This is a genomic window from Terrabacter sp. GCM10028922 (genome assembly GCF_042666095.1).
In the GTDB taxonomy this organism is placed as follows: domain Bacteria; phylum Actinomycetota; class Actinomycetes; order Actinomycetales; family Dermatophilaceae; genus Terrabacter.
In genome coordinates this window covers 350,892-363,385 of record NZ_JBHTFG010000010.1, presented here as the reverse complement: position 1 = coordinate 363,385, position 12,494 = coordinate 350,892, and the positions used below count along the sequence as shown (strand labels likewise).

9 protein-coding genes are annotated in these 12,494 nt (G+C 70.8%); 6 read left to right on the top strand and 3 right to left on the bottom strand.

Annotation, left to right across the window (positions count from 1 at the left end):
- Positions 1-22: 22 nt before the first annotated feature.
- From ACFQU3_RS12405 to ACFQU3_RS12390, 4 genes are all read left to right on the top strand, one after another.
- Positions 23-2,647 carry a transglutaminaseTgpA domain-containing protein gene (locus ACFQU3_RS12405; protein WP_385910165.1) on the top strand — a complete coding sequence of 875 codons (2,625 nt, stop codon included), beginning with the start codon at positions 23-25 and terminating at the stop codon, positions 2,645-2,647.
- A 10-nt stretch (positions 2,648-2,657) separates the two neighbouring features.
- Positions 2,658-7,058 (top strand): FtsK/SpoIIIE domain-containing protein, encoded by a 4,401-nt coding sequence (locus tag ACFQU3_RS12400; RefSeq protein WP_385910163.1) that lies wholly within the window; start codon positions 2,658-2,660, stop codon positions 7,056-7,058.
- 390 nt (positions 7,059-7,448) lie between these two features.
- Positions 7,449-7,724, top strand: a complete 276-nt coding sequence (locus ACFQU3_RS12395; RefSeq protein WP_081633740.1) for a WXG100 family type VII secretion target — start codon at positions 7,449-7,451, stop codon at positions 7,722-7,724.
- A 67-nt stretch (positions 7,725-7,791) separates the two neighbouring features.
- Entirely contained in the window at positions 7,792-8,067 is a 276-nt protein-coding gene (locus tag ACFQU3_RS12390) for a WXG100 family type VII secretion target (RefSeq protein ID WP_385910161.1), read from the top strand.
- A 188-nt stretch (positions 8,068-8,255) separates the two neighbouring features.
- Here ACFQU3_RS12390 and ACFQU3_RS12385 read toward each other — a convergent pair whose 3' ends face one another.
- Together ACFQU3_RS12385 and ACFQU3_RS12380 are read right to left on the bottom strand one after the other, a co-directional pair.
- Positions 8,256-8,894, bottom strand: coding sequence for a peroxiredoxin (locus ACFQU3_RS12385; protein WP_385910159.1), 639 nt, complete (start codon positions 8,892-8,894; stop codon positions 8,256-8,258).
- 103 nt (positions 8,895-8,997) lie between these two features.
- Complete coding sequence (locus tag ACFQU3_RS12380) at positions 8,998-9,783, bottom strand: endonuclease/exonuclease/phosphatase family protein (protein WP_385910157.1); 786 nt, start codon at positions 9,781-9,783, stop codon at positions 8,998-9,000.
- A 134-nt stretch (positions 9,784-9,917) separates the two neighbouring features.
- Here ACFQU3_RS12380 and ACFQU3_RS12375 point away from each other — a divergent pair, with 134 nt between their 5' ends.
- Both ACFQU3_RS12375 and ACFQU3_RS12370 read left to right on the top strand, forming a co-directional pair.
- Positions 9,918-10,376 carry a hypothetical protein gene (locus ACFQU3_RS12375; RefSeq protein WP_385910156.1) on the top strand — a complete coding sequence of 153 codons (459 nt, stop codon included), beginning with the start codon at positions 9,918-9,920 and terminating at the stop codon, positions 10,374-10,376.
- A gap of 130 nt (positions 10,377-10,506) precedes the next feature.
- Positions 10,507-11,301, top strand: coding sequence for a DUF4190 domain-containing protein (locus tag ACFQU3_RS12370; RefSeq protein WP_385910154.1), 795 nt, complete (start codon positions 10,507-10,509; stop codon positions 11,299-11,301).
- Between the two features lie 98 nt (positions 11,302-11,399).
- Here ACFQU3_RS12370 and ACFQU3_RS12365 read toward each other — a convergent pair whose 3' ends face one another.
- The gene (locus tag ACFQU3_RS12365) at positions 11,400-12,491 is read right to left on the bottom strand and encodes an inositol-3-phosphate synthase (RefSeq protein WP_385910152.1); all 1,092 of its coding nucleotides are present in this window, start codon (positions 12,489-12,491) and stop codon (positions 11,400-11,402) included.
- Positions 12,492-12,494: the final 3 nt, after the last annotated feature.

The window sequence follows — 12,494 nt, the reverse complement described above, 5'->3', positions numbered from 1 at the left end:
GCCGCCGTCGGCGGGTGAGCGGGTGAGCACCCAGCTCGGTCGGCTGCGCCCGACCGTCCCGCACCTCGTCGACGCGGGCTTCACCGTCGTCCTCGTCGGTCTCGCGCTCATCGGCTTCCGCACGACGTTCTTCGGACTCGGCTGGCTGTGGGTCGGCCTTGCCGGGCTCATCCTCGGACTCATCCTCGCCCACGTCACGTCGACGTTCCGCGCACCCGGGGTGGTGACCCTGCTGGCGGTCGGGGCGGCATACCTCCTGCTCGGGGGACCCCTCGCGGTACGCGAGGGCCTCATCGCCGGGTTCATGCCGTCGGGCGACACGTTCGCCACGCTCGTGCACATGGCCGTGCCCGGCTGGAAGGAGCTCCTGACGGCACTGCCTCCGGTCGACTCCGAGGGGCCGTACATGGCCCTGCCGTTCCTCTTCACCCTCGTCGGCGCCGCCGTGGCGTATGCCGTCGCGCGCCGCTGGAGCGGCTCCGTCCTCGCGATCGTGGCCCCGGTCGCACTGCTCGTGACCTCGATCGTGCTGGGCACCCTCACACCCGCGGCGGTGCTGCTCCAGGGCTCCGTCTTCGCCCTCGTGGCGATCGGCTGGACCGCTTTGCGCAGCAACCGCAACCGCCCGGCGCTGCAGAACGGCGCCGGCCGCACGACGCGGGCGGTGACGACCGCGGCACTGCTGGCCGTCGCGACGGTCGGCGGGTTCTTCGTCGGACCGAACCTGCCCGGGGCCGGCGGTGCCGAGCGCACCGTCTTCCGTTCGGCGCTCGTGCCGCCCATCGACGTGACGCAGTACGCGTCGCCGCTCGCGGGCTTCCGGCAGTACACCGAGCCCAACGGCGCCGAGCTCTTCGACAAGACGCTGCTCACGGTCCGCGGCCTGCCGAAGGGCGTCCCGGTGCGCATCGCCGCGCTCGACTCCTACGACGACTTCGTCTGGGGAGCGGGCAACGTCGCCAACGAGGGCACGGGTGACGACCCGCAGGGTTCGAGCTTCCGCAAGGTGGGCAGTCACATCGCGGCCTCGGGTCCCGGTCAGGAGGTCACCGCGACGGTCGGCGTGCCCGCGGGCGGCTACGACGACGTGTGGCTCCCGACGTTCGGCACGGTGACCGGTCTCGACTTCGGCGGCACCCGCGGCGACCAGCTCGCGGACGAGCTGCGGTTCAACGTCGACACCAACACCGGTGTCCTGCCCGAGAAGCTCACGGCAGGCGACACGTACACCGTCACCGCCCTCGCGCAGCCGCTCGACGACAAGCTCCCGGCCAACGTCGACGTCGCCGACGGCTACGTCGTCGACGGGCAGAGTCTCACCTTCATCGACGACAAGATCGCGCCGTGGACCGAGCGCGTCGACGGCCAGTGGCAGAAGGTCGTGGCCGTCGCGAAGGCCATGCAGGACGGCGCCTACACCGACGGCGGCGCTCCCGGCGACTACCAGAACGTCTTCCTCCCCGGCCACAGCCTGCGGCGGATGACCCAGTTCCTCAGGGCCACCCAGCTCGCCGGCAACGACGAGCAGTACGCCTCCGCGCTGGCCCTCGCGGCGAACCGCATCGGCGTGCCGGCACGCGTCGTGCTCGGTGCCGAGCCCGACGGGCAAGGCGTCATCAAGGGCAAGGACGTCCACGCGTGGGTCGAGCTGCTGCGTGCCGACGGGTCGTGGCAGCCGATCTACTGGAAGCAGTTCCTTCCCGACCGCAACAAGAAGCCGCAGCAGCTGATCCAGAAGTCCGAGGAGAAGAAGACCGGGGCGCAGGTCCCTCCGCCGGCGGCCAACAACCCGCCGAGCGTGCTCCAGGGCCCGGACCAGGCGCAGAACGCGACCCAGCTGAAGAACCCTGCCAAGGACGACGCCAACCCGCTCGACCCCGACAACTGGCCGGACTGGCTGCGCTACCTCGTCTTCTTCCTCGTCGGTCCGCTCCTCGTGCTGCTCGTCGTCTACGGCGCCATCCGTTTCGCGAAGTGGCTGCGTCGTCGGCGCCGCCGCACGACCGGGGCGACGGTGAGTCGCGTGAGCGGCGGCTGGCGCGAGGTCGTCGACACGGCCCGTGACCTGCGGATGCCCCTGCCCGTCAAGGGAACCCGCCTCGAACAGGCCCGTGCCCTCGAGGAGCACGTCTTCGGGCCGCCGCCCGAGAAGCCGAGCCCCGTCGTCGACGGCGCCCTCATGGGTGCACCGGTACGCGTGACGTCGAGTGGGCACTCCGCGGCCAGCCCCGACACGGAGCCACTGCCGCCATCCGGTGGAGACGGGCCGGCTCGACGTGGGCTCGCGCTCGTGCCGCTGGCGGCCAGCGCGAACGGCCACGTCTTCGACGTCACCGAGCCGACCCCTGACGAGGTCATCGCGTTCTGGGCCGACGTCGAGACGGCACGCAAGCGAATCCGGTCCGAGCAGGGCTTCTGGCAGAAGGTCCGCGGGGACGTGTCGCTGCGCACCTTCCGCGACCACCTGCCGACCGGTGCGGGGCTCGGCCCCGCGGTCACCCGCACGTCGCGTGGCCAGGGCAAGCCTTCGCCGGGCCGCCGCGGGCGGCCGACGAAGGCCGGCATCGGCACGACCGCACCCGTGGAGACGCGGGCGAGCCGGAGCCGCACACGGGCCGGCAACCGACGAAAGGGACAGCAGCGATGAGGGCTCACAGGTGAAGCTGAAGTTCGTCCTCCGGTCCGGAGACCGCGAGACCGACCTCGTCGCGACGACGGACTCCGCCACCACGGTCGGCGACCTCGCCGCGTACCTGGCGGCCGCGGACCCCCACCGCTCGAGCGTGCTCGGGGTCGACCAGGCGATGACCCTCGCCCTCGTCGACCAGGAGCTGCGCGGCCTCGACCCCCGGGCGACGGTCGCCGAGAGCGGCCTCCAGTCCGGCATGCGCGTGTCGGTGACCCGCGCGGGGGAGGGCTTCGTCGACCGGGGTCGTCCCGCGGCGGTCGCCTACATCCGGTCGGGCCCCGACTCGGGCAAGGAGATCCCCCTTGCCCGCGGGACGGCATACGTCGGGCGGGGCCGCGGCTGCGAGGTCCAGCTCAGCGACGAGTCCGTGTCACGCAAGCACGCCAAGCTCGTCGTCCAGGAGGTCGTCGAGGTCGTCGACCTCGGCTCGGCCAACGGCATCACCGCCGGCGGGCAGCAGGTGACCCGCGCCCACCTCAAGAGCGGTGACGTCGTGCGCCTCGGCGACACCGAGCTCGAGGTGCACCTGCAGGGCGACGGCGTCGTCAGCCGTCCCGGCAGCGGCGTCCTCTCGGGCGACGCCGGCACCGTGGCGTTCTCGCGCTCGCCGCGGGTCGCGCCCCTCTTCGCCGGGCAGGAGTTCCAGGTCCCCGACCTGCCCGAGCGCGGCAAGGCCATGCCCATGCCCATGATCGCGATGGTCGTGCCGCTGCTCATGGGCGCCGTGCTCTTCGCGATCACGAAGAGCCCGTTCAGCGTCATCTTCATGCTGATGATGCCGCTCATGATGGCGGGCACCTACTACGAGGCCCGTCGTCAGCAGAAGAAGGACTTCGCGCAGGCGATGGAGGACTTCCGAGAGGACCTCGGCCTGCTGTCGCAACGCATCCGCGGCTCCCTCGACGTCGAGGGCGAGACCCGCCGCGGCGAGCACCCGAGCGGCGTGGAGTGCCTGACGGCCGTGCGCGACCGCAGCGCCCTGCTGTGGACCCGCCGCCGCGACGTCACGGGCTACGCGGAGCTTCGCCTCGGCAGGGGGACCCTGCCGTCCCGCTCGGCGATCAAGATGCCGGCCGTGGGCCGCTCGAAGGCCGAGGCCTGGCACGAGGTCTCCGAGCAGCTGCGCGGGCTCGAGATCGTCCACGACGTGCCTGTCGTCGCGACTCCGCTGACTGCCGGGGCGATCGGCGTCGCAGGCCACCGCGCCAACGCCCTCGGCTCGGCGCGCTCGCTCGTGCTCCAGGCGGTCGCGCTGCACTCGCCTGCCGAGCTCGCGGTGTGCTCCTTCGCCTCGGGCAGCTCGGCCCGCGACTGGGACTTCCTCAAGTGGCTGCCGCACACGACCTCGCCGCACAGCCCCGTCGGCGTCGACCATCTCGCCGCCAGCGCCCCCGCCTGCTCGGCACTCGCCGACGCCCTCGAGGACATCATCGAGTCCAAGGGCACCCCGCAGGAGCGGGAGACGGCCGGCGCCGCCCGACCCACCGTGCTCGTCCTCGTCGAGAGCGACGCCCCCATCGACCGCAGCCGCCTCGTCTCCATCGCCGAGCGAGGCCACTCGCAGGGCGTCGTGATCGTGTGGGTCGCCGAGACCCAGCAGCTGCTTCCGGCGGCGTGCCACACCTTCCTCGTCGTCGGCGACGACCACACCTCGCTCGCCGGCTACGTCCACGCCGGAGAGGAGGTGCAGCCGGTGCAGGTCGACCGCATCGGTTACGACGAGGCCATGGCCTGCGCCCGCCAGCTGGCGCCGGTCGTGGACGCCGGCGTGCCGGTCGACGACGCGAGCGACCTGCCGCGTGCGGTCTCGCTGCTCACCCTGACCGGCACCGACCTCGCGCGGTCTGAGGAAGCCGTGATCGAGAAGTGGGGCGAGTCCCGCTCGATCCTCACGGGCCCCTTCGCGCCGGCCGTGCTGCCGCGCAAGCCCGGCAACCTGCGTGCCATCGTCGGCCAGTCGAGCCAGGGCACCTTCTCGGTCGACATCCGCTCCGACGGTCCGCACGCCCTCGTCGGCGGCACGACCGGCGCCGGCAAGTCCGAGCTGCTCCAGGCCTGGATCCTCGGCATGGCCGCGGCCCACTCGCCGCAGCGCGTCACCTTCCTGCTCGTGGACTACAAGGGCGGTTCGGCCTTCCGCGACTGCGTCAAGCTGCCGCACACGGTCGGCCTCGTCACCGACCTGTCGCCGCACCTCGTGCGCCGGGCGCTCGCTTCCCTCGCTGCCGAGCTGCACTACCGCGAGCACCTCCTGGCCCGGCACAAGGCCAAGGACCTCGTCGAGCTCGAACGCCGCGGCGAGGTCGACGCGCCACCGTCGCTCATCATCGTCGTCGACGAGTTCGCCGCGCTCGTCCAGGAGGTGCCGGAGTTCGTCGACGGCGTCGTCAACGTCGCCCAGCGCGGCCGCTCGCTCGGCCTGCACCTGATCCTCGCGACGCAGCGTCCGGCCGGTGTCATCAAGGACAACCTCCGCGCCAACACGAACCTGCGCATGGCGCTGCGGATGGCCGACGAGAACGACTCCGACGACGTCCTCGGCTCCAAGGAGGCGGCGTTCTTCGACCCGGCACTGCCGGGCCGTGCCGTGTCGAAGACCGGGCCCGGCCGGCTCGTCCCGTTCCAGACGGGGTATGCCGGCGGGTGGACCTCCGACGTGCCGCCGCCGCCCGACATGCGGGTCGAGACGCTGACGTTCGGCTCCGGCGTCGAGTGGGAGCCGCCGCGCGTCGAGGGCGCCGACGAGGCCGCGGACCTCGGCCCCACCGACATCCAGCGCCTCGTCAGCACGCTCGGCCGGGCCGCCCGGGTGGCCGAGCTGCCCAGGCCGCGCAAGCCGTGGCTGCCGGACATGCGTGCTGTCTACGACCTCGCGAGCCTGCCCACGCAGCGCCGCGACGACGAGCTCGTCTTCGGTGTCGCCGACGACCCCGACAACCAGGCACAGCCCGAGATCGCCTTCCGGCCCGACAAGGAGGGCAACATCGCGATCTACGGCACCTCCGGTTCGGGCAAGTCGGTCTTCCTGCGCTCGATGGCGGTCGCGGCCGGCTACACGGTGCGCGGCGGACCCTGTCACGTCTACGGCCTCGACTTCGGCAACCGCGGCCTCGCGATGCTCGAGGCACTGCCCCACGTCGGCTCCATCGTGCCCGGCGGCGACCACGAGCGCGTCACGCGACTGCTCCGGATGCTGCGATCGACGATCGACGAGCGCGCCTCGCGCTACTCGGCGGTCAGCGCTGCGACGATCACCGACTACCGCCGGCTCGCCGGTCGCCCCGACGAGCCGCGCATCATCGTGCTCATCGACGGCATGACCGCCTTCCGGCAGGCCTACGAGGTCGGCGGCCGCTTCCACTGGCTCGACATGCTCGCCGGTCTCGCGGCGGACGGCCGACCGGTCGGCATCCACTTCATCATCGCGTCCGACCAGCGCACGGGCCTGCCGACGAACCTCGCTGCCGCCGTCCAGGGCCGGATCATCCTGCGGATGAGCAACATCGACGACTACTCCGTCTTCGGTGTGCCGGGCGACGTGCTGACGATGGCCTCGCCGCCCGGGCGCGGCCTCATGTCGGGCTCCGAGGTGCAGGTCGCGGTCCTGGGAGGGTCGTCCGACGTGACCGTCCAGGCCGCCGCCATCGAGGCGTTCGCCGACGCGACCCGCAAGGCCGGCGTCAGCGAGGCACCGACGATCGAGAGCCTCGCCGAGGTCATCCCGCTCGGTGACCTGCCGTCGGAGTTCGGCGGGCGACCCGTCGTCGGCGTCGCCTCCTCGACCCTCGAGCCGCACGGCTTCGACCCCAAGGGCAGCTTCATCGTCACCGGCCCCTCGGGGTCAGGACGTACGACGGCGATGGCCGCGACGGCTGCGGGCCTCTTCCGGTTCAGCTCCTCGTCGGCGCTCTACCTCATGACACCGAGGCGCAGCTCCGAGCTGCTCGACCTCGGCGTCTGGGCCGACACCGCTGTCGGGGGCGAGGCGTCGGCGGCGCTGGCGTCGCGTCTGGCCGCCGAGGTCGAGGAGGGTCGCATCACGAGGCCGGTCGCGGTCTTCGTCGAACGCATCGACGACCTCGCACCGTCGGGCGCCGAGAACGCCCTGACGACCCTCACCAAGGCCTGCGTCGACAACGACCAGCTCGTCGTGGCCGAGGGCGAGGCGGCGTTCTTCAGCAGCAACTTCGGCCTCCAGGCGCTGCTCAAGACGTCGCGCTCGGGTCTGGCGCTGCACCCCGACGGCAACGAGGGCCTGTCGGTCTTCAAGGCCAACCTGCCCTCCCTCAACCGGGCCGAGCTCCCGCCGGGCCGCGGCTTCATCATCGAGAAGGGCCGGTTCGAGCTGCTCCAGGTGGCCCTCCCGTGACCCCCGTCCCCGCAACACACCGACAAGTCCGCAACACACCGGGATCGGATGCCGGTGTGCTGCGGGCTGCTCGGTGTGTTGCGGGTGGAGCGCCGGGTGCGGGTTGGGTTGCGAACCGGGCGAATACGGTTGGGGCGCAAGGCGATCCAGCGAGCCGGGCGGCATACGGCATCGGCACGGCAGGGCCCGGACAGGTCATGGGGAGTGCTCCCCATCGACACTCCACGACGGCTCACATAGGTTTCTGCATGTCGACGAAAGCCGCTCATCGGGAGCAACTGCGCGAAGGCGGCAGACGTCGAGGAGTTCGGCAAAGCGCGGGCCTGCACGGTTGGTCCGGAGGAGAAACTTCCCGAATCAGTCGGGGGAACACAGGCAAAGGAGAAGGTCATGGCTTGGCTCGGAATGAACGACGATGAGGTCAACGCCCAGGGCAACGTCCTGCAGCAGCAGGCGGAGGCCATCCAGAAGCTCATCACGAAGGTCGACCAGGAGGTCGAGTCGCTGAAGCAGAACTGGCAGGGTGACGACTCCAAGCAGTTCGAGCAGGAGTGGACCGGCACGCACCGTCCCGAGCTCCAGAAGGCCCAGAAGCTGCTCACCGAGATGAAGTCGACGATCGACCACGAGGTCCAGCAGCAGCGCAGCACCTCGTCGCAGTACTGATCGACGTCGCTGACTCACGTCGTCTCACAACCAGACCAACAACGCAGACTTCTGAAGGGGAACTGACATGGCTGTTTACAAGAAGGGTATGAACGCCGACGCGGTGTCCGCGTCCGGTGACAAGCTCGTCGGCTACAAGGGCGAGCTCGACGGCATCGTCGAGGCCGTCAACGGGGCCGTCTCCACGATCAAGAGCAACTGGGGCGGCACGGACGCCGAGCAGTTCCAGAGCGACTGGCACGGCCAGCGCCAGGTCGTCTCGGCCGCCGGCGACAAGCTCGACGCCATGGGCAAGAAGTGCAAGACGAACGCCGAGGCGCAGAAGCAGACCTCGTCGAAGTGAGCCCGGCTGCGGCGTGAGCCCCGGCTCCGCCGCACCCGTCGCGAAGGGTGGTCCGCTCCATCAGGGGAGGAGCGGCCACCCTTTCGCATGCCCGGTTCCGCGTCCGGGCATGCATCGAGGGCCGCTCCCGGCTGGGAGCGGCCCTCGACGCGTTCTGCCCTGGTCGTACGTCTGGGTTCGCCTTCGGCTCAGGCGGGAGCGGTCGTGTAGCGCAGGTAGGGCTTGATCTCCTCGACGGCGTCCTCGCCGAAACGCTCCTTGGCGTCGGCCGTGGACACGGTCGGGGCGACGATGACGCGCTGGCCCTCGCGCCAGTCCGCCGGCGTCGAGAACGGGCCGCGGTCGGTGAGCTGGAGGGCGTCGACGGCGCGGAGGATCTCGTCGAAGTTGCGGCCCACGCTCTTCGGGTAGGTCAGCGAGAGCCGGACCTTGTTGGCCGGGTCGATGACGAAGACGGAGCGGACGCTCGAGGTGTCACCCTCGCCCGGGTGGATCATGTCGTAGAGCTCCGAGACCTGGCGGGAGTCGTCGGCGATGAGGGGATAGTCGACGCTGGAGCCGCTGACCTCCTCGATGTCGCCCTTCCACTCGTTGTGGGCGTCGATCGGGTCGACGGAGACGGCGAGGACCTTGACGTTGCGCTTGGTCCACTCGTCGTCGAGCGCGGCGACCCGGCCGAGCTCGGTGGTGCAGACCGGCGTGAAGTCGGCCGGGTGGCTGAAGAGCACGGCCCAGCTGTCGGCCTTCCAGTCGTGGAAGGAGATCGAGCCCTCGGTGGTCTCGGCCGTGAAGTCGGGGGCGGTCTCGCCCAGTCGCGGTGTTGCCATGGATCGGTCCTCTCGCGGTCGGGCGCACGTCACGCCCCGGTCTGCCAGCCATTGTGTCCGCAAAACCATGCATCGCGTTATGGGTGTCCAAATGTTGTGACGCTCAGGTGGGTGCCACGTCGACGACGAGCGGCAGGTGGTCCGACGCGTACCTACCCTGCGCGGCCGCCACACGGAGGGCGCCGTCGACGACGACGCGCGCTGCATCGACGCGCAGGTCGCGTGAGACGAGCACCCAGTCGATCCGCGCCGCCCCGACCACAGGTTCGTCGAAGTCGGGGAACGTGCCGACCCACCCGCCCTCCGGCTCGTGCAGCGCCAGGGCGTCGACGAGCCCCGCGCCCGTGAGCGCGGCATACGGGCCGTCCTCGTCGCCGACAGCGGCCGGGGAGTTGAAGTCGCCCATGACGACGGCCGGTCCGGCCGGCAGCGTCGCGGCGATACGGGCAGCCGAGCGGCGGCGGGCTTCTCCGCTCACGTTGTCGAGGTGCGTGTTGACGACGGTGTATGCCGTCCCGTCGCGGCGGTCGCGCAGGCTCACCGTCGTCGACGTGCGGGGATAGGCCGAGCCCCACGACCTGGACCCCGCCAGATCGGGGGTCTCGGAGAGCCACCGCGTGGCCCAGCCCGACAGGTCGAGGCGGTCGGTGTCGTAGACCACGGCCGTGAGCTCGTCACGGCGCCCGCCGCCACGGCCCTCGCCGACCCAGGCATAGCGGTCCGGCAGCGCCGCGACGAGGTCGTCGAGCATGGCGGCCGAACCCTCCTGCGTCCCGAGGACCTGCGGGTCGAGCTCGGTGAGGACCGCGACGACGTCGGTCAACCGGTCAGGCCAGTGCGGCGGGTCCACAGCGGTGTCGGTTCGCAGGTTCCAGGTCACGACGCGCATCCGGCCATCCTGCCCGGGCGGGGAGTGCTCCCCATCGCGGAGGGGGCCGGGGCTGCGTACGTTGACGAGCGCCGGCTTGCCGCCGGACTGCGTACGAAGTCACGTACGAACCACCAACGCACAGGGGATCAGAGATGACGTTGACGAAGAAGATCCGCACGGCCGTGGCAGGTGCCGCCGTCGCCGCGGCGCTCGCCGTAGCCGGCGCGCAGCCGGCGAGCGCCGGCACCGAGATGAACGGTTACTTCCCGTGGGTCAAGGGGTGTGACGCGGACCAGGCCCTGGTCGACTCGCGGCCGGTCTGGGACAGGTACGGGCGCTACGTCGGTCAGGTCCAGCTGTGGTGGTCGGGGCGGTGCGTGACCAACTGGGTGCGCGTGGCGCCGAACAACCCCAACGGCATGGGCTTGTCCGCCACGGTCTCCAACGTCTACGGCCGATACGGCGCCAGCGCCAAGGACTACTCGTTCGGCTACAGCGGCATGCTCTACTCGCCGTCCTGGTCGCCGTGCGTCAACATCGACATCCTCGTCAGTGCCGGCCCATGGAGCGACACCTACAACGACCCGGCGCCGCGCTACACGATCTGCTGACGCTGGGACGTCTCGGTGGAAGGGCCCGGCGGCACAGCCGCCGAGGCCTCGTGCCCCGCTGGTCACGATTGGGTCGTGGTTGTCCTGGTTCGCTCGCGGCGTCTCTCGGGCCCATGTCATGCTCCACCGCGTGACCGACGAGATGCCGCGGCCCAGCGGCCCACAGCAAGCCGGACCGGTGCCGCCCGGACCCGTGCCGCCCGGACCCGTGCCGCCCGGACCCGTGCCGCCCGGACCGATGATGCCCGGGCCGGTGTCGTCCGGGCCGGTGTCGTCCGGGCCGATGCTGCCGGCGCCGATGCTGTCCTACGAGCGGACCCCGATGCCCGGCGCCAACGGCCTGGCCATCGCGGCCCTGTGCTGCGGCCTCGTCGGACTCTTCCCGATCGCCGCGGTCGTCGCGGTCGTGCTCGGCATCGTCGCGCTCAGCCAGCTGCAGCGGCGGATCCAGCGCGGCAGGGGCATGGCCATCGCCGGCATCGTGCTCGGCTCCCTCTGGATCGTCCTCTGGATCGTCTTCGTCGTCGCGGCGGTGAACGACGCCCCGGAGCGCGACGTGTCCGGAGCCGTGGCCCAGCAGTCGGAGGTCTTCGTCGACGACCTCAAGGCGGGCGACTGCTTCTCCGGGGGCAAGGGTGACGATGTCGATCTCGTCACTGCCATCCCCTGTGCGTCGCCGCATGAGAGCCAGGTCGTGACCACGTTCGAGCTGCCCGACGGCGCTTATCCCGGCGAGGACGCGGTCATCGACGCCGCTGAGCAGGGCTGCGTCGACAAGGGCGACCCGCTCCTGACCGACAAGGCCTTCGACGAGCTCGAGCCGACCTTCATCTACCCGGACTCCTACACGTGGCGCGGCGACCGCTCCATCATCTGCGTCGTCGAGGCGCCGTCCGGCACCACGACGGGGACCGCGCTGAAGTAGCCGACGGCACCGGGCGAGCACGAAACCCGGCGTATGCGTGAGGCCCCCTTCCGGCTGGAAGGGGGCCTCACGGCATTCGCAAGGGAAGATCGCTGGGGTCAGCGCTCCTCGGTGCCTGCGATGAACGCCTCGAGCTTGGCGCGACCGAGGTCGTCCGGGCGCTGCTCCGGCGGGGACTTCATCAGGTAGGACGACGCCGACAGCAGGGCCCCGCCGATGCCGCGGTCCTTGGCGATCTTCGCGGCACGGATCGCGTCGATGATGATGCCGGCCGAGTTGGGGGAGTCCCAGACCTCGAGCTTGTACTCGAGGTTCAGCGGGACGTCGCCGAACGCGCGGCCCTCGAGGCGGACGTAGGCCCACTTGCGGTCGTCGAGCCACGCGACGTAGTCCGACGGGCCGATGTGGACGTTCTTGCTGTCGACGAGACCCGAGAGCGGGCCGGTCAGGTTGGACGTCACGGCCTGCGTCTTGGAAACCTTCTTGGACTCGAGACGCTCGCGCTCGAGCATGTTCTTGAAGTCCATGTTGCCGCCGACGTTGAGCTGGTAGGTCCGGTCGAGCACGACGCCCCGGTCCTCGAACAGCTTCGCCATGACGCGGTGCGTGATGGTCGCGCCGACCTGGCTCTTGATGTCGTCACCGATGATCGGCACGCCTGCCGCCTCGAACTTCGCGGCCCACTCGGGGTCGGACGCGATGAAGACCGGTAGGGCGTTCACGAAGGCGACGCCCGCGTCGATCGCGCACTGCGCGTAGAACTTGTCGGCCTGCTCGGAGCCCACCGGGAGGTAGGAGACGAGGACGTCGACCTTGCGGTCCTTGAGGACCTTGACGACGTCGACCGGCTCGGCGCCGGACTCGTCGATCGTGAGCCTGTAGTACTTGCCGAGGCCGTCGAGCGTGTGGCCGCGCTGGACCTCGACACCCGTGGTGGGGACGTCGGCGATCTTGATGGTGTTGTTCTCCGAGGCGTTGATGGCCTCGGACAGGTCCTTGCCGACCTTCTTGTCGTCGACGTCGAAGGCCGCGACGAACTGCACGTCGCTGACGTGGTACTCGCCGAACTTCACGTGCATGAGGCCGGGGACGCCGGCGGTCGGGTCAGCGTCCTTGTAGTACTCGACGCCCTGCACGAGGGAGCTCGCGCAGTTGCCGACGCCGACGATGGCGACGCGTACGGATCCCATGGA

Coding starts and splice junctions, on each gene's coding strand:
- ACFQU3_RS12395 (WP_081633740.1), top strand. CDS start 7,449: ATGGCTTGGCTCGGAATGAACGACGATGAGGTCAACGCCCAGGGCAAC.
- ACFQU3_RS12390 (WP_385910161.1), top strand. CDS start 7,792: ATGGCTGTTTACAAGAAGGGTATGAACGCCGACGCGGTGTCCGCGTCC.
- ACFQU3_RS12385 (WP_385910159.1), bottom strand. CDS start 8,894: ATGGCAACACCGCGACTGGGCGAGACCGCCCCCGACTTCACGGCCGAG.
- ACFQU3_RS12380 (WP_385910157.1), bottom strand. CDS start 9,783: ATGCGCGTCGTGACCTGGAACCTGCGAACCGACACCGCTGTGGACCCG.
- ACFQU3_RS12375 (WP_385910156.1), top strand. CDS start 9,918: ATGACGTTGACGAAGAAGATCCGCACGGCCGTGGCAGGTGCCGCCGTC.
- ACFQU3_RS12365 (WP_385910152.1), bottom strand. CDS start 12,491: ATGGGATCCGTACGCGTCGCCATCGTCGGCGTCGGCAACTGCGCGAGC.